Raw genomic sequence first — 16,707 nt, forward strand, 5'->3', positions numbered from 1 at the left:
TTAGCCGCTATTTGCGCCGCCGGATGAAGTACGCCCCGCACAGCGCTCCGATCAGGCCTGTGCAGAGCAGCGCCACCCACAGGGGCATGGTCACTTCGGGGATCAGCAGTCTGATCTTGGTGTGGCGGGTGTTCTCGAAGATGAAGACCAAGGTGAGGGCGGCGACCGCGGCGACGGCGATCCTGGTCGGCGTCAGGACGCCACCGCCGCCCGAGCTGCCCTTGGAGCCGCCCGAGGAGGTGCTGGGACTCATAGGTGGACCCTTCCGTCGGAGCTTCGACCGGCCTCCCCCGGCTACCAGCATGGGCAGCAGGCCGGGTTTGCGCGCGGTGGACGCCCCTCCGGAGTGGGGGTGTGGGCCGTACGGGTGAGCCCCGGGAGGGTCCCGGAGGCTCAGCGGACGACGGGCAGCTGGAGCTCCCCCGTGTCATCGGGCGCGCTGGTGACCGTCACCGGCTTCACACCCCTGTTCCCGACGTACGCGTCGTCGCTGGCCGCGACCACGAACCGCAGCTTGTGCCCCGCTTCGTACCGGTGCACGATCCCCGGCAGCGAGACGGTGAACGGCTTGGTCACGTCCGGCACGCGGACCGGCGCCACCAGCCGGTGGACCAGCGTCTTCTTGCCGTCGGGCGCGATGTCGTACAGCTTGGCGAAGAGGACCAGTTTGTCTGCCGCGTCGCCGGAGTTCTGCACCCGCTCGGTCCTCGGCGAGACCACCTTGAGCGTGGCCTTCGCGGAGCCGACCACATCCACGGCGCCGGTCAGCGGCTCGCTCGTCCAGTCGAGATAGGTGCCCCTGGTGTCGTGCGGGGCCGGGTCGGGCAGGCCGATCATCCCGGCGAGGGAGCTCTCGGAGTGGCTGGTGGGAATGAGCCAGTTGCGGTACTCGCGGCTGCCGCGCACGACCTTCTTCCGGTTGTCGACGAGCTTGCCGTCACCGGACAGGTACAGCTTCTGGTTCAGGGCGGGCACCTTCGACGCGGTGGCGTAGGAGCCGTTCGGCCCGCTGTCACTGGGGACCCAGTCCTGCTGGTAGGCGAAGGCGGGCCCGGTGTCGACACCCTTCTTCTGCTGGAGGTAGCGGTCGAACCACGACAGGACGCGCTTGCCGACGTAGCTCGTCTCCAAGTTGCCCGCGGAGAGGTTGAGTTCGCCGGACGCCGGATCGGTGAGACCGCCGCTGTGCCCCCAGGACTGCCAGATCATCTTCGTCGTCGTGCCGTGCGCCTTGAGCGTCTTGTACGTCGCCTGCGCCTCGTTGAGGTTGAAGAGACTGTCGGCCTGGCCCTGGACGAGCAGGGTCGGCGCCTTGACCTGCGGCAGATACGAGACCGGGGAGACGCTGCGTGCGTACTGCTGGAGGGCGGCGGTCCTGTCGGCGGGGTAGCTGCCCGAGTTGAGGGTGCGGATCGTCTCGCAGGCCTGGGTGGCGAAGTGCAGGCAGCTCAGGGAGTTGATGCGGGACGGGTCGAGGCTCGGCTCGAGCAGCGGCTGGCCCTCGCCGATGAGGTAGAAGCCGTTCATCCACTGCCACTTGGCGGCGCCCGGCACGCCGCGGTCGGACGCGTTGTTCGGGTCGAGCGAGTAGCTCAGGTCGTTCCAGGTGATCATCGGTACGAGGGCGTCGACCCGGTGGTCGACGGCGGCCGTCGCCAGCTGGATGGCCCCGCCGTACGAACCGCCGATCATGCCGACGCGCGGATCGGCCTTCGCATCCTTGGTGACGTAGTCGATCGTCGTGCCGTCGTCAGCCGCGCGCTTCCCGGCGAGGAAGTCGATCAGCCCGGAGGCCGCTTTCCCGTCGGCCTTCGGGTCGTCGAGGGAGATCAGACAGCCGGACTTGCCGAAGCCGAGCCCGGAGTAGACGAGCCCGACATAGCCGCGTTCGGCGAAGGCCTTACCGGTGGCCGCCGTCGAGCCGTCCGACTTGCTGCCGCCGAAGCCGTTGGTGGTGAGGACGGCGGGCGCGGGGTGCGCGGCGTCCACTCCGGCGGGGCGGTAGAGGTCGGCGTCCACTGTGCAGGTCCTGCCACCCGCTTTGACGGTGAACTTCAGCGGGGTGACCGTGAATTGGCCGGTCGCGCTCGCTGGGGCGGGGGCCGCGACAGCGAGCGGCGCGGCCAGTGCGGCGCCGATGGCCAGGGCGAGCGGTGCGCGGGATCTGGAGAGTGCGGGACGACGGGACACGAGGACCTCCACACTGAGGACGACCGACTACCGGCCGGTAAGTAACCGGCCGGTAGCCATGTTGTGACACGTGTCATGCGTGGGTCAACGCTCAGGACGGGAGTTTCTCCCCGGGCTTCACACCAGCGCAGGCACATCCAGCGTCAACGTCCCAGCCTCCGCGTCCAGTTCACCCGCCACCCCGAACGGCACCGTCAACGCCCCCTCGCAGTGCCCGAACCCGAACTCCTCGACGATCGGCACCCCGAGCCCGCCGAGCCGGTCGAGGACGAGCGCCCGCACCCTGTCGTACGGATCGCAGTCCACCCACGAGCCGAGCACGACCCCGCTCACGCCGTCCAGCCAACCCGCGCGCAGGAGTTGGGTGAGATAGCGGTCGAGGCGGTAGGTCTCCTCGCCGGTGTCCTCCAGGAAGAGCAGTCCGCCCCGCGCCGACGTACGGGCCGCCGGAGCGCCGATGTCGGCGGCGAGCAGGCAGAGGCACCCGCCGAGCGTGACGCCACGGGCCCGGCCAGGCACCAGCGCGTTCCCGCCGGATGCGATCACCTGGACGCTCTCCGGCTCGAACAGCGTGGCCCGCAAGTGCTCTTGGGCTCGCGCGTTCTTGGCGAAGTCGAGGGCGGCGACCATCGGTCCGTGCAAGGTCGCGATGCCCATCCGCTGGGCGAACGCCTCGTGCAGCGTGGTGATGTCGCTGAAGCCGACGAACGCCTTGGGCCCGGCCGCGCGCATCGCTTCCCAGTCGAGGTGGTCCGCCATCCTAGGGGCGCCGTACCCGCCGCGCGCGCAGAGCACCGCGGACACGGAGGGGTCGCACCACGCCTGTTCCAGGTCCCGCGCCCGGTCCGCGTCCGCGCCCGCCAGGTAGTCGAACTCCCGGTGTTCGTCCAGGACATGGGGCGCCACGACCGGATCGAGGTCCCAGCCCCGCAGGATGTCGAGCCCGATCTCCAGACGCTCCCGCGGCACAGGGCCGCTCGGGGCGACGACGGCGACGCGCGCGCCCGGGGTCAGCCGCGCGGGGCGCGTCAGCGGCTTCACTTCGGACCTCACTTGGCGAGCTCCAGGGTGGGGACGCCGCCGGACAGTTTCAGCCGGAACACCTGTGCGTACAGGGAGAGTTCGGACTCCAGTGCCCGGATCAGCGTGTCCGCGCGGCGGAATCCGTGCCCCTCGCCCTCGAAGGCGATGTACGCGTACGGCACGCCCTTCCCTTCCAGTTCGGCGACGAACCGCTCGGCCTGTTCGGGCGGACAGATCACGTCGTCGAGCCCCTGGAGCAGCAGGAAGGGCACGGTGACGCGGTCGGCGTGCTCCGCCGGGGAGCGCTCCACGTACCGCGTCGGCACCTTGTCGAACTCCCCGATCATCGATTCCAGGTACCGCGACTCGAAGTCGTGGGTGCCGCCCGCGCCCCACTCCGTGAGGTCGAGGACGGGATAGATGATCGTGCCGCAGGCGTACACGTCCGTCGTGGTCAGCGAGGAGGCCGTGGTCCAGCCGCCCGCGCTGCCGCCGCGGATGGCGAGGCGGCCGCGGTCGGCGGTGCCCTCGTCGGCCAGGGCGAGGGCGACGGCCGCGCAGTCGTCGACGTCGACGACGCCCCACTGCTCGCGAAGGCGGTTGCGGTAGGCGCGTCCGTAGCCGGTCGAGCCGCCGTAGTTGACCTCCGCGACGCCGATGCCGCGCGAGGTGAAGTAGGCGATCTCCAGGTCGAGTACGAGCGGGGAGCGGCCGGTCGGGCCGCCGTGCACCCACACCACGTAGGGCGGGAGTTCGTCGTCGGGCGCGGCGCAGGTGGGGTGGTGCGGGGGGTAGACGTGTGCGTGGATCTCGTGGCCCGCCGGGCCGCTGAAGGTGCGGATGCGCGGCTCGGGGTAGTACGCGGTGTCCACCGGGTCGTCGTGCGCGGCGCCGATCACTCGGGCGTGGCCGGTGCTCGTGTCCAGCTCCACGACCTCGTACGCGCTGCGGGGGCTCGCGGCGACGCCGACGGCGCGGGTGCCGTTCACCGCGATGGTCGCCGACCACTCCGTCCAGGGTCCTGCCGTGTCGACGACTTCGCCGGTCTCCGGGTCGAGCACGCCGAGCGCGGTGGCGCCCTTGCCGTGCACGACGGCGACCAGGCCGCTGTCCAGGGGTGCGAACCAGCCGGAACCGATCTGCCACAAGGGCCCGGCGAACTCCTCCTCTCGCGGACAGAGCGATGCCCCCACGCCGCCTTCACCGCCCGGCGCCGGGTCGCCCCGGTAGAGGTTCCACCATCCGCTCCGGTCACTCACGTACATCAGCCGCCCGTCGGCGTCCCACTCCACCTGCGGAATGGATTCCTCCGGGCCACCCGCGAACACCCGGGGCGCGCTGAACGTGCCGTCGGCGCGGACGTCGGCGACCAGGAGCTCCGTGCCGTCCCAGGGCATCCGGGGGTGGTCCCAGGCGATCCACGCGGCGCGGGCGCCGTCCGGCGAGAGGCGGGGCCCGGTGATGAACCGGTGCCGGTCGTCGGAGAGTTCACGCACCGCCGCGCGGTCCGCTGCCGCCGAGCCGTCGAGCGGGACGGCGACCGCCACCCGCCGTACGTCGGTCGGCGCCTGACCGGTGAACTCCTCAAGGACGCACCAGACTTCGCCCCGGTCGAGGTGCACGCACGGGTCGACGTAGCGCAGACCGCCGCCGATGCCGGAGAGCGGGGTCAGCGGGCGCGGGACGGCTCCGGAGGTACCGGGCTCGTACGCGTACAGGCGCTGGTCGGAGAAGTTGACGAACACGATGAGCGGCCCGCCGGGAGCATCGGCCCCGGCCCACGCCCGGCCGCCGTACTCGAGGACCCTGCTGCGCACGTTCCACGGCTCGGGGAGCACGGACTCCTCCACGCCGTCCGTGCGCCGCCGCACCAAAGCGCGCCTGCCGCCCTCCGCGGGCCTCGGCTCGGTCCACCATGCCTCGGCTCCCACGAAACCCACGCCGGCCGGAGAGCCGTCGTGGGCGGCGGCGAGCGCCGCGTCGATGGGTGACGGCCATGATCCGTACGCCTGGGTCTCCATCATGTCCTTCTCTTCCCCCATTTTCACTTGGTCCCGTATTCCCCTGTGTCCCTTGTGTTCCCTAGGCCGTCCGCAGATAGCGGTCGAGGACGCGGACGCCGAAGTGGAGTGCGTCGACCGGCACGCGCTCGTCGACTCCGTGGAACAGGGCTTGGTAGTCGAACCCCTCCGGTGTCTTCAGCGGCGAGAAGCCGTAGCCGGTGATGCCGAGCCGCGAGAACTGCTTGGCGTCCGTGCCGCCCGACATGCAGTACGGCACGACATGCCCCTCGGGCGCGAACTCCTCGACCGCGGCTCGCATCTTCGCGTACGTCGACGAGTGGACCGGCGCCTGTAGGGCCACCTCACGATGGTGGAACTCCCAGTCGACGTCCACTCCGGTGAGCTGGTCAAGGGTGGCGGCGAACTCTTCCTCGCCACCGGGCAGAAAGCGGCCGTCGACGTACGCGACGGCGTCCCCCGGAATCACATTCACCTTGTATCCGGCCTGCAGCATGGTCGGGTTGGCGCTGTTGCGTACGGTCGGTGCGACGAGGTCGGCGGCCGGGCCGAGCTTCTCCAGGAGCGCGTCCACGTCGAATCCGGGAGCGTCCAGGTCCGTCTGCTCCCCGTACAGCGCGGCCAACTCGGTCAGCGCGGCCCGGACCGTCGGCGTGAGCCGCACCGGCCACCGGTGGTCGCCGATGCGGGTGATCGCGTCGGCCAGCCTGGTCACGGCGTTGGCGTGGTTCACCTTCGAGCCGTGCCCCGCCTTGCCGCGCGCGGTCAGCTTGAGCCAGCCGGTGCCGCGCTCCCCCGCGGCGATGGCGTACAGCTGATTGCCGCGCCCGTCGTGGAAAGTGAAGGCGCCGGACTCGCTGATGCCCTCCGTACACCCCTCGAAGAGAGCTGCGTGCTGGTCGGCGAGGAAACCGGAGCCGTCCTCGGCGCTCGCCTCCTCGTCGGCGGTGAACGCGATCACGATGTCCCGCCGTGGCCGCACGCCCGCGCGCGCCCAGCCGCGCACCACGGAGAGGATCATCGCGTCCATGTTCTTCATGTCGATGGCGCCACGGCCCCATACGACACCGTCACGGATCTCCCCCGAGAACGGGTCCACGCTCCAGTCGGCCGCTGCGGCGGGCACCACGTCCAGGTGCCCGTGCACGAGCAGCGCGTCGGCCGAGGGGTCCGTGCCCTCGATCCGCGCGACGACGTTCGTACGCCCCGGCGTGCGCTCCAGGAGTCGTGGTTCGAGCCCGGCAGCCGCGAGGCGCTCGGCGGCGTACTCGGCGGCGGGCCGCTCCCGGCAGTCGCCGTCACCGCGGTTGGTGGTGTCGATGCGGATGAGCTCGGAGGTGAACCGGACGACCTCGTCGAGCGCTTGCGCGTCGACCTGGCCGCCGGTCATCTGATGCGTCGGCTCAAGCTCAGCCATACTGCTCCTCCACAGCGGCAGAGGCGATCGTCGTGACCGCCTTGAACGTGCGAATACCCTCGTACATGGTCGCGCTGGTGTACGCGACTTTCCGCTCGCCGGTGCGTCGCACGCCCGGCACGACGGTGGACGCCATGGACAAGTGCTCGGCGTCGAATTCGAGCTCCACGGTGAACGGGCCGCCCTGGACCGGCTCGTGGCGCACGGCGAGCTGCGCCGCCTCCTTCGCCGCGGCCCGGATGTCGGACGCGGTGCGCCGCGGGGTGCGGCAGACAGCCGCGTACCGCGACACATGGTCCTTGACGGCGACCTTCAGCGCGCCGGGGGCGTAGCCGAGAGCGTCCTCGCAGGCCAGGTCGTCACCCGTGACGAGGACGACAGGAACGCCGTACTCGGCGACGACATGAGAGTTGAGCAGCCCCTCGCTCGCCCGGTCGCCGTTGACCCACACCCCGGTGATCGAGTTGGCGAGGTAGGTGTGCGCGAGCACACCCTCCATACCGGCGCCCGCGTGATAGCCGATGAACGCGATGCCGTCCACGTCGTCGTGCTGCACGCCCTCCACCATGGAGAGGGACTTGTGCCGCCCGGTGAGCATCTCGGCCCGCTCGTCGATCTCCTCGAGGAGCAGATTGCGCATGGTCCAGTGCGCCTCGTTGATGAGTACGTCGTCGGCGCCCCCGTCGAAGAAGCCGAGCACGGCGGCGTTCACGTCCGAGGTGAACATCGAGCGGCACCGCTCCCACTGCGGAGTGCCCGGCAGTACATCGGCCGGCCAGGTGACGCCCGTGGCACCTTCCATGTCGGCGCTGATCAGGATTTTCATGACGGTCCGTCCCCTCGCAGGTCAGCGGCGTGCTGTCCGGTCACTGACAGCAGTTTGCGACACCACGCGGCCGTGACCCGGATCTTCATGCTGCGTCACGTTACGCGTCGAGGCGGAAAGCGGCCACGAACGAGGGGGGACGGTGCTCCGTCACCCCCCGGAAGGCAGCGGGAAGCACCCGTCACCAGGCCTCCGACTCCGAACCGGGTCCGTCCGGGATGGTGGCTTCGCCCTCCTTGGCCCGCACCCGCAGGGCGAGCAGCGGGAAGACGAGGACGGAGACCATGGCGGCTCCCACCAGGGCCGCCGCCTCTCCCTTCACCAGGGTCCCGTCGTCCAGGCCGATCGTGGTGATGGCGACGACGAGCGGCAGGCAGGTCGAGGAGTACAGGGTCAAGGCTCTGCGGTCGGAGGAGTTCAGGTCGCGCGGTGCCAGGGCGTGGACCGGGAGCCCGCGTACGACGAGGAACAGGAGCAGGAAGACCGGGAGCAGCAGCAGGGCCCGGCCGCCGTCGAGCAGCGAAGCGAGGTCGAAGTTGATGCCGGTGACGATGAAGAACAGCGGGACGAGGAACCCGAAGCCCATCGCTTCCACCTTGGCGAGGACGTCCTCGGCGCTGTCGGGGGCGGCCCCTTGGAACACGAGCCGGGTCAGCAGACCCGCGGCGAAGGCTCCGAGCAGTACGTCGAGGCCGAACGCCGCGGACAGGCCGAGCATCGCGACAAGGAGCAGCATCACGAAGCGGACGGCGAACTGGCCGCTGGTGTGCAGCGTCGTACGGATGAGCTGGGCGAACCACGGCGGGTGGGGGCGCAGCGCCCAGTAGATCGCCGCCGCCGTGATGACCGCGAAGGCGGCGAGCACGGCGGTGGACACGCCAGGATCGCGCCCGCCGAGCAGCACCGCCATGGCGATGATGGGCCCGAACTCGCCGACCGCGCCGAAGGCCATCATCACGGTGCCGAAGCGGCCCCCCAGATCGCCGCTGTCGCGCAGGATCGGCAGGACGGTGCCGAGGGCGGTGCTGGTGAGCGCGGTGCCGATGACCACGCTCTTGGAGAGGTCCATGCCGGTCAGCGCCAGTGCGACGCCGAGGCCCAGGGCGAGGGAGAGCACCCAGGACCGGACCGAGCGGCGCAGGGTGTCGCCGCGGATGGCCGCGAACTCGATCTCGTACCCGGCGAGGAAGATGAGCATGGACAGGCCGAGCTCGGAGAGCGTGTCGATGACCTTGTCGTGCTGCGCGAGGCCCAGCACATCGGGGCCGATCAGAATCCCGAGCAGGATCTCGAAGATGACCAGGGGGATGCGCACCCAGCGGCGCGCGCCGTGGGCGAGGAGGGGAGCGAGCACGGCGACGGCCGTGATCAGGATGAGCGTTCCCGGATGTGTCATGCCGCTGTCCACTCCCCCTGTACGCCGGTCCGTGACGTTCCGTCATGCACGGCCGGTCAGTCCTTGTCGGAGGCGGCCGCGGCCTTGGCGCCGGGGGCGCCGCACGTGGCGGCAGGGAGCAGGGTGGCAGCGAGTCGTGAAGGGGTGCGTGTACGGATGCGCATGGTTCGAGCCTCGGGGTGGTGGCGGCGTCCCGCATGTGGGGGCGGACCGAGCGGGCGATCTACGGGGGTGGGGTGCCGTATCGCTGTCTGGGGGGGGCGGAGCTCCGATGCCGGAGGTCCACAGGCCCCGCACCAGGCCCGCCACGTCCTGCGGCGGCACCGCGCACGCCTCTCCCCCGGCCGGCCCCTGACCCGCGGTGCGCGTACAGCTAGGGCCTCATCAGATCCCCTGCGGGCAACGTGCCGTGACCGGGGTCGCCGGACGCCGCCACCGTGCCCGGCCGTGAGCGCAGCCCGAAGGCGCTGATCAGTGCGGCGAGCAGGGCCCCGCGAGCGGGACCCACAGGGCCGCGCGGTATCCGTCGAGGAGCGCGGAGGGTGAACTCGACGTGGTGGCCCAGACGTTGACGGCGGTGACCGTGGAGAGGCCGAGCGCGGCGCCGAACTGGAAGGCCGTGTAGAGCAGTCCGCCTGCCAGGCCCTGCTCCTCCTCCTTGACGCCCTCGGTGGCGACGATGGTGAGCGGGCCGTAGGTGAGGGCGAAGCCGAGGCCGAGGACGAGCAGGCTCGGGAACATCGCCAGGTACGACCAGTCGCCGCCGACCGGCAGGAACAGGGCGTACGAGAGAGCCGCGAGCAGCAGGCCGCCGAAGATCACCCGGGCGTTGCCGAAGCGCTCGACCAGTCTGGGCGTGACGGTGGGCGAGAGCACCGCGTCGACCCCGATGACGATCATCGCGAAGCTGGTCTGGAGCGTGGACCAGTCCCGCAGCTCCTGGAGGTAGAGGACGACCAGGAACTGGAATCCGAAGAAGCCGCCCGCGAAGAAGAGACCCGAGAGGTTGGCACGGACCAGCGCCCCGCTGCGGAAGGTCCCGAGCCGGACGAGCGGGGACGCGGCGCGGCGCTCGACGGCGACGAAGACGGCGAGGAGGGCCAGCCCCGCGGCGAGGGTGCCGACGGTCGCCGCGACGCTCGCGTGCGAGGCGCGTTCCACGCCGAGGACGAGCAGCACGATGGCGGCGGTGACCGTCAGAGCACCCACCAGGTCGACGCTCTGCCCGGTGCGGTCGGGGCGTGGGGACCTGGGCACGAAGGCGAGCGCGGCGACCAGGATCAGGGCGGAGAGCACCACGGGCACGAAGAAGACCCAGCGCCATCCGAGCTCGGTCAACAGGCCGCCGACGACCAGGCCGATCGAGAAGCCGCCCGCGGCGGTACCGGAGTAGAACAGCAGCGCGTCATGGTCGGCCGCGAGGTCAGCCGGAGTGGCGCCGCTGATAGTGCCCGCGCCAGCGTGGCGTCGCGGCGCCGCCCATCACCATCATGACGACGTCGTGGGCGAGGGAGTCGGTCACGGGAGCGTGGCCGAAGAGCACCCGGTGGTAGGTGGTGGAGGCGAGCACATCAAGGAGCAGGCCGATGTCCGCGTCGGGGCGGATGTCACCCCGGTCGATGCCGCGGCGCAGGGCCGCCTCGGTGGTGGCCCTGCGGGGGTGGAAGATCGTCTCGGCGAAGGTGCGGTCGAGCTCCGGGTCGTCGGCGAGGTCGGCCACCAGGGCGGGCAGGGTGCGGCGGCCCAATGTGCCGCCGAAGGCACGGCTGATGGTCTCGATGCCCTCGATCAGATCGCAGTGCGTGCAGCCGGTGTCCGGGGTGGGCGCGGTGCCCATGGTCTCGGCGAGGGCCGCGACGACGAGGCGCTGCCGGGAGGGCCAGCGACGGCGGATGGCCGGTTTGGTGGTGTCCGCGCGCCGCGCGACCGCCTCCATCGTCAGGTGCGCGTAGCCGGACTCCTCCAGGAGTTGGACCGTCGCGGTCAGGATGGCGCCGTCGAGCCGGGTGTCGCGAGGGCGTCCCGCGGGACGTTCGGTGCGGCCGACGGAATCGAGGGTTGCCATGGGAGGCAGTATAGGTAGCATGTAATTTCGTTCCGATCCGGATCGAAATGTAAAGGAGCCGACCTTGCCTGAGCAGGAGTCACCTACGGAGCAGGCACGCACCGCGCCGGAGCCTGTGCCCAAGCCCCAGCCCCTGCCCCTGCCCCAGCCCGTTCACGACACCGGCGGCGACAGCGTGCTTCGCGCGCCCTACGCGGCGCTGACCTGGGGCATCGTCCTCTCGGTCGGCCTGGTGGCCTTCGAGTCGATGGGCGTGGCCACCGTCCTGCCGGAGATCGCCGGGAAACTCGGCGGCCTCGGCGCCTACGGCTGGGGCCTGTCCGCGCTGATGCTGGCCAATCTGATCGGTACGGTCGCCGCGGGCCGGGCCGCAGATCTCCGCGGCCCCGCACGGCCGTTGGCCATCGGCCTCACCGTCTTCGCCGTCGGCTGCGTGGTGGCCGGGTCCGCGCCGAACTGGCCCGCCTTCCTGGCCGGACGATTCCTCCAGGGGCTCGGTGTCGGCGCCGTCATGGCACTCGCGTACATGGTCATCTCCCTTGCCTATCCACAGGAGTTGAGGGCACGGATGTTCGCGCTCGTCTCGGGCGCCTGGACCATCCCCTCCCTCGTCGGGCCGACCGTCGCCGCCGTGATCGCCGATCAGATCTCCTGGCGCGGCGTGTTCGTACTCCTCCTGCCACTGATCGCGGCAGCCGCCGCACTGGTCCTGCCGCGCCTGCGCCACCTGGGCGGCGCAGGGGCGCCCCGGCTCAACGACGGCCGGTGGTGGGCCACTCCGGTGGCACGCAGCGTTCTGCTCGCCGCGGGCACCGGCGTGCTCCTCGCCGGACTCCAGCTGCACGAACCGGCGTTGCTGATCCCCCTGGCACTGCTCGGCGCCGCCGCGGGGATCTACGCGCTGCGCTCGGTGACACCTCCCGGCACCCTCACCGCGCGGCCCGGAGTGCCGACCGGCGTGGTGCTGCGGTTCCTGCTCTGCGGAGCGTACTTCGGCAGCGAGGCGTTCCTGCCCCTCGGCCTCGTCCGGCTGCGCGACCTCAGCGCCACAGAGGCCGGGATCGGGCTCTCGGCGGGCGCGATCACGTGGGTGCTCGGGGCGGCATGGCAGGGCAGGGCGGATGTGCGCTGGGCGGGCCGCTCCCGTGCCGTGCCGATCGCGGCGGGCTTCGCGGTGCTCCTCGCGGGGATCGCGGTGATGGCACTCGGCATCCTCGTCGACACGCTGCCCGCGCTGACCGCGGTCGCCGGGTGGGCGATCGGTGGCGCGGGCATGGGCGTGGCCTTCAACGCCGCGACCACGGACGCCATGGAGCAGGCACCGGCCGACCGGCAGGGCGAGGCGAGCGGCGCGATGCAGCTCGCACAGACCCTGGCCGTCGCGGTACTCAGCGGACTCGGCGGTGCCGCGGTCTCCCTGGCCGACGTGCACGGGGCGTCCACGTCCGGCGCCTTGACGGCGACGTTCGCACTGACGGGCGCGTTGGCGGCCACGGGGGTCGTGGCGGCGCGACGGATCAGGCCGAAGGTGTCCTGAGGCACCTCCTGAGGCACCTCCCGAGGCACCTCCCGAGGCATCTCCTGAGTTATCACCTGCGTCATGCCAGAGGTCGACGCTCCGTCAGAACCTCCCGAGCGCGGGGCCCTTCACCCCTTCACCGGGCGCCGCGTCCCACGACCCTCACAGCTTGAACACCACTCCCCGCCACACCCACCCCGCGCCGAGAACTGCGCCCCGCAGGGGATCCTTCATCTCCGCCGGGTCGAATCGGAACGTCTCCGTCCGCTGCATTCCGCCGTCGGCCCCGCGCTCGTACGTCCAACTCCAGCTCTTCTGCGTCACCTGCCCGCAGGAGTACTCGCGCGACCGGGCGAGCCTGGGCATGTCCCCGACCCACTTGACCTCCCACTGCTCGTCGACCGTGCGCACCTCGTGGCTGCCGGGCATCAGACGCATCCGGGTCTTGAGGGTCCGGTCCAGCTGGGTCCGGACGAAGAAGGTGCGCCAGGCAGGCTCGAGGATCCGCCACTCCGCCACCAGGCCGGCGCCCTCGGCAGGGGTGGCGTTGCGCACGACGTACGGGACGTCCGGCCCGTTGAGCCCGAGCAGAGCCGCCCGGACTTCCCCGGCCGGACGCGGCGTGACACCACTGGCGGGGTGCCTGGTGCCGGTCAGTTTGTCGAAGAAACCCATCGGGTCAACCTAAAGAGGGGATCGACTGACGACAAACTCGCCCCCTCCCCAGGTTCCCGCCGGCCTCGCCTCACCTCACCGCCCCACCACCACCCACTTCGACGGCAGCTCGATCCGAGTGCCGTCGGGCGTGAACTCGGTGGTGATCAGCGGGAGTTCGCCGCTCGCGAAGACCGTGAGACCCGCCGCACGGAGGTACTCAGGCACCGCGGCATCCGCGACCTCACCCGGTGCGAGGCCGTGTGCGAACACCGGCGCCAGCTTCGGCGGTGGGCCTTCGGGGCTCCCTGCGAGGCCGCGAAGCACCGGGCCCGCGGCCTCGGCGAGCTCGACGACGAACGCTCTGCCGCGCTCGCCGAGCAGCGTCGCGATCCCGTCGACCAGCGGCTGGCGGTCGTCGGGCTCGCACTGGTGGAGCACCCCGCGCACATAGACGTTCACATCGCCGAGTTCCGCGTGCAGCTGCTCGGCCTCGGGCTTCTCGACGGCGTCGACCTGCCGGAAGTCGACCTGTTCCGCCGGGTCGGCGTGCCGTGCGTGGGCGAGGGCTGCGCCGGACAGGTCGGCGCCGATGACGCGCCGGAAGCGGTCGGCGAGGAAGCGGGTCTGGGTGCCGTTGCCGCAGCCCAGGTCCACGACCGGCAGTCCCGCGGCCGTCATGTGCGGTTCGAAGAGGGCGAGATGGATGCCTACGGTGAGCGCGGGTTCGGCGTCCCAGAAGACGGACCCCGGTTCGCCGGGGGCGTCCCGCCAGAACCCCTCCCACGCCTCCTTGTACCGACTCGTGACGCTCATGCCCGCTCCCCAGGGTGCGACGACGACCGCCGAAGCCGACGGCAAGATCGGTCTATCGCGCCCAGGGTGCGCGGACAAGTCATCGGGGCAAGCATTCACCGCGTATTCGATACGTTCCCACCGAGCACGCGCCCCACCGAGCTCGCGCCCCAGCGCGCACCCGGGGCCTTCACCTACGCGGCGGTGACAGCTCGAACCACACGGTCTTGCCGGAGTTCGTACGGCTGGTCCCCCACTCCTTGGCGAGCACGCTGACGACCCGGAGGCCGCGCCCGAACTCGTCGCCGGGGCCCGCGCTCAGCAGCGTGGGGAGCGTGTGGTCGTCGTCCTCGACCTCGCACATCAGGGTGGCCCCGGAGCGGACCAGGCGGAGTTCGACGCGTCGGCCGTTCGAGTGCCGTACGGCGTTGGTGACGAGCTCGCTGACCAGGAGTTCGGCGGTCTCGGACAAGGCGGAATCGCTTGACCAGACGCGCAGTTGGCCGCGCACCAGCTCGCGCGCCCTGCTCACCTCGCTCGGGTCGAGCGCGAGCCGCCAGCTCGCGACGTCCTCGTCCGCGACGCCGTTCAGACGGGCCATCAGGAGTGCCACATCGTCCTTGCGTCCGCCGCGGGTGTTGAGCGCCCGGATGATGGTGTCGCAGGCGTCGTCCATGGAGGCCGCCGGGTGTGCCGCGGTCTCGGTGAGCGTGGCGAGGCCGACGCCGATGTCCTCGCCGCGCACCTCGACGAGGCCGTCGGTGCACATCAGGAGCCGGTCGCCGGGTGCCACGCGCACGGTCACCGCCTCGAAGGGCACGCCTCCGACGCCGATGGGCGCTCCCGTGGGCAGTTCGAGGAGTTCGCTGCGGCCGTCGTCGGCGCGGACCAGGACGGGCGGGATGTGACCCGCGTTGCCGAGGCGCAGCTCGCCCGCGATGGGGTCGTAGACCGCGTACAAGCACGTCGCGAGATAGTGCTCGCCGAGCCGCTGCGCCAAGTCGTCCAAATTGCGCAGGAGTTGCTCGGGCGGCAGGTCGAGGGCGGCCATGGTCTGCACTGCCGTACGCAACTGGCCCATCATCGCGGCCGAGTTGAGGCCGTGCCCCATCACGTCGCCGACGACGAGTGCCGTGCGTGATCCGGGCAGCTTCACGGAGTCGAACCAGTCGCCGCCGACCCGCCCGAGGAGCATGCCCGGCAGATAGCGGGTCGCGATGTCGCAGCCGGTCATGCGGGGCTCGATGTGCGGCAGCATACTGTCCTGGAGGGTGTCGGCGACGCTCTCCTGGTACGTGTACATGCGGGCGTTGTCGAGCACGAGGCCCGCACGGGCGGCCAGTTCGGCGCCGGTGACGCGGTCCATGTCGTTGAAGACGGGCCGCTCCCGGTGGCGCAGCAGGATCATGAACCCGAGCACCACATTGCGGGCCTTGAGCGGTACGACGAGCATGGAGCGGTGGTTGATGAGCGGGCGGATGTCGCGCTTCTCGAACTGCGAGGCGATCGCGTTGCCCATCTCCTCGGTGATGCGCGGTACGAGGACCGGATCTCCGGAGGTCATGCACTGGAAGAACGGCGTGTGCGACGGGAACGGCATGGACTCGCCGACGGGGACGACGTCGTCCCAGCGGCCCGGCTCGTCCGTGTGCTCCAGGGCGACCCGGTGCCACATCGTGGTCTCGTCCGGCGGTCCTTCGGGGAAGCCCTCGCCCGCGACGACCTGTTCGCGCAGGTAGGTGCCCGCGACGTCCGTGAACCGCGGCACCACGGCCCGGCTGACCTCGAGGATCGTCTGCGAGAGGTCGAGGGAGGAGCCGATGCGCCCGCTGACCTCGTTCAGGAACTCCAGGTGCTCGCGCACCGCCGCGTACTCGAGGTCCTCGCTCTCGTCGGCGGCGCCGGGCTCCGGCGCGATGCCCTCGGCGGCGGCCCGCTCGGTGCGCAGCCTGCGCGCCTTGCGTTCGGCGCGCCGGGCCACGCCCCAGTCCGGGGTGACGGGCACCCGGTCGTGCTTGCTGAACTCCAGGACGGGATAGCCGAGTTCGAGGATCTGCGCCACGATGCGGGAGCTCTCGCCCACGCTCATGCTGGGCAGGATCTCGGGCAGCCGGCGGGCGAGCTCGTCCGCTCCGGGGAAGTCCGTGTGCAGGGCGAATCCGGGCGCTATGCGCTCCACTTGGCCCGGCTCGCGGCTGTCCTGGTCCGACTCGCGGCCGTCTTGGCCAGGCTCGTGGTCATCCTCGTCGACGAGCCGCTCGGCATCCGCCGCGAGCACGAGCAGCCGCTCCGGTCCGGGTCCGATGAGCGGATACGCCCACCACAGGACGTCCACGCGGCTGCCGTCCCGGCCGGGCCCGGCGAGCCGTGCCCGCCCGGCGGACCGGTAGGGGATGCGTCCGTCGAGGGAGGTCTCCAGGTCGGGGCCCAGGCCGTCGTACACCCCGAAGTCAGGGTCCTCGGGGATCGCGCCGGACACCGGGAGCAGGTCGCCCGCCGGGCTTCCGACGGCGTCCTCCCTGGAGTACCCGAACAGCTTCCGCGCGCCGGTGCTCCAGTGCGAGACGAGACCCGCGCCGTCGATGACGACCACGGCGAGCGGGATCCGGCCGGCCACGGCACTCTGCGGCACTGGCCCGCCCGTGGTGCCTCGATCCATGGCCAACGCTCCTTCCGGCGGCAACACGAAGACCTGCGCCGCCCCAACCACCGTACGACCGGCACAGGTTGCCGTGCGGCCCAATCGGGGAATTGGGGCGCACGGGGGCGCCTCCGGCGGGTATTTCTCCTCCACCCCCGAG

General features: G+C 71.2%; 12 protein-coding genes and 1 pseudogene. 1 reads left to right on the forward strand and 12 read right to left on the reverse strand.

Annotated elements, in window-relative coordinates; translation table 11 throughout:
* Positions 1 to 7: 7 nt before the first annotated feature.
* The 9 genes and pseudogenes from ACGFSB_RS05885 to ACGFSB_RS05925 all read right to left on the reverse strand — a co-directional run bounded on the left by ACGFSB_RS05885 (position 8) and on the right by ACGFSB_RS05925 (position 10,938).
* Entirely contained in the window at positions 8 to 253 is a 246-nt protein-coding gene (locus tag ACGFSB_RS05885; RefSeq protein ID WP_393394660.1) for a DUF1049 domain-containing protein, read from the reverse strand.
* 140 nt (positions 254 to 393) lie between these two features.
* Positions 394 to 2,202: a CocE/NonD family hydrolase gene (locus tag ACGFSB_RS05890; RefSeq protein ID WP_393394663.1), complete on the reverse strand. Its 1,809-nt coding sequence runs from the start codon at positions 2,200 to 2,202 to the stop codon at positions 394 to 396.
* Positions 2,203 to 2,307: 105 nt separating this feature from the next.
* Entirely contained in the window at positions 2,308 to 3,231 is a 924-nt protein-coding gene (locus ACGFSB_RS05895) for an LD-carboxypeptidase (RefSeq protein WP_393395769.1), read from the reverse strand.
* 8 nt (positions 3,232 to 3,239) lie between these two features.
* Positions 3,240 to 5,255, reverse strand: coding sequence for an LpqB family beta-propeller domain-containing protein (locus ACGFSB_RS05900; protein WP_393394666.1), 2,016 nt, complete (start codon positions 5,253 to 5,255; stop codon positions 3,240 to 3,242).
* Between the two features lie 40 nt (positions 5,256 to 5,295).
* Entirely contained in the window at positions 5,296 to 6,651 is a 1,356-nt protein-coding gene (locus ACGFSB_RS05905) for a M20/M25/M40 family metallo-hydrolase (protein WP_393394669.1), read from the reverse strand.
* Positions 6,644 to 7,477, reverse strand: a complete 834-nt coding sequence (locus tag ACGFSB_RS05910; RefSeq protein WP_393394672.1) for a M55 family metallopeptidase — start codon at positions 7,475 to 7,477, stop codon at positions 6,644 to 6,646. Before ACGFSB_RS05910 ends, ACGFSB_RS05905 begins: the two co-directional genes overlap by 8 nt.
* 181 nt (positions 7,478 to 7,658) lie before the next feature.
* Positions 7,659 to 8,873, reverse strand: coding sequence for a cation:proton antiporter (locus ACGFSB_RS05915; protein WP_393394675.1), 1,215 nt, complete (start codon positions 8,871 to 8,873; stop codon positions 7,659 to 7,661).
* Between the two features lie 373 nt (positions 8,874 to 9,246).
* A pseudogene (locus ACGFSB_RS05920) lies at positions 9,247 to 10,277 on the reverse strand (MFS transporter); the annotation flags it as partial.
* 19 nt (positions 10,278 to 10,296) lie between these two features.
* Positions 10,297 to 10,938: a TetR/AcrR family transcriptional regulator gene (locus ACGFSB_RS05925; protein WP_393394678.1), complete on the reverse strand. Its 642-nt coding sequence runs from the start codon at positions 10,936 to 10,938 to the stop codon at positions 10,297 to 10,299.
* A gap of 64 nt (positions 10,939 to 11,002) precedes the next feature.
* Between ACGFSB_RS05925 and ACGFSB_RS05930 the strand changes: the two genes are divergently transcribed.
* On the forward strand, positions 11,003 to 12,475 hold the full coding sequence (locus ACGFSB_RS05930) for an MFS transporter (protein WP_393394681.1): 1,473 nt from the start codon (positions 11,003 to 11,005) through the stop codon (positions 12,473 to 12,475).
* Between the two features lie 144 nt (positions 12,476 to 12,619).
* Here ACGFSB_RS05930 and ACGFSB_RS05935 read toward each other — a convergent pair whose 3' ends face one another.
* The 3 genes from ACGFSB_RS05935 to ACGFSB_RS05945 all read right to left on the reverse strand — a co-directional run bounded on the left by ACGFSB_RS05935 (position 12,620) and on the right by ACGFSB_RS05945 (position 16,565).
* On the reverse strand, positions 12,620 to 13,132 hold the full coding sequence (locus ACGFSB_RS05935) for a hypothetical protein (protein WP_393394684.1): 513 nt from the start codon (positions 13,130 to 13,132) through the stop codon (positions 12,620 to 12,622).
* Between the two features lie 75 nt (positions 13,133 to 13,207).
* Positions 13,208 to 13,927 carry a class I SAM-dependent methyltransferase gene (locus tag ACGFSB_RS05940; protein ID WP_393394687.1) on the reverse strand — a complete coding sequence of 240 codons (720 nt, stop codon included), beginning with the start codon at positions 13,925 to 13,927 and terminating at the stop codon, positions 13,208 to 13,210.
* Between the two features lie 169 nt (positions 13,928 to 14,096).
* A complete protein-coding gene (locus ACGFSB_RS05945; protein ID WP_393394690.1) occupies positions 14,097 to 16,565 on the reverse strand; it encodes a SpoIIE family protein phosphatase in 2,469 nt (822 codons plus the stop codon).
* Positions 16,566 to 16,707 lie beyond the last annotated feature (142 nt).

It is taken from the genome of Streptomyces sp. NPDC048441 (assembly GCF_043200235.1).
Taxonomy (GTDB): Bacteria; Actinomycetota; Actinomycetes; order Streptomycetales; family Streptomycetaceae; genus Streptomyces.

Bases quoted from the DNA above. Each gene is read 5' to 3' on its own strand.
- ACGFSB_RS05885 (WP_393394660.1), bottom strand. From the start codon at position 253: ATGAGTCCCAGCACCTCCTCGGGCGGCTCCAAGGGCAGCTCGGGCGGC.
- ACGFSB_RS05900 (WP_393394666.1), bottom strand. From the start codon at position 5,255: ATGGGGGAAGAGAAGGACATGATGGAGACCCAGGCGTACGGATCATGG.
- ACGFSB_RS05905 (WP_393394669.1), bottom strand. From the start codon at position 6,651: ATGGCTGAGCTTGAGCCGACGCATCAGATGACCGGCGGCCAGGTCGAC.
- ACGFSB_RS05910 (WP_393394672.1), bottom strand. From the start codon at position 7,477: ATGAAAATCCTGATCAGCGCCGACATGGAAGGTGCCACGGGCGTCACC.
- ACGFSB_RS05915 (WP_393394675.1), bottom strand. From the start codon at position 8,873: ATGACACATCCGGGAACGCTCATCCTGATCACGGCCGTCGCCGTGCTC.
- ACGFSB_RS05925 (WP_393394678.1), bottom strand. From the start codon at position 10,938: ATGGCAACCCTCGATTCCGTCGGCCGCACCGAACGTCCCGCGGGACGC.
- ACGFSB_RS05935 (WP_393394684.1), bottom strand. From the start codon at position 13,132: ATGGGTTTCTTCGACAAACTGACCGGCACCAGGCACCCCGCCAGTGGT.
- ACGFSB_RS05940 (WP_393394687.1), bottom strand. From the start codon at position 13,927: ATGAGCGTCACGAGTCGGTACAAGGAGGCGTGGGAGGGGTTCTGGCGG.
- ACGFSB_RS05945 (WP_393394690.1), bottom strand. From the start codon at position 16,565: ATGGATCGAGGCACCACGGGCGGGCCAGTGCCGCAGAGTGCCGTGGCC.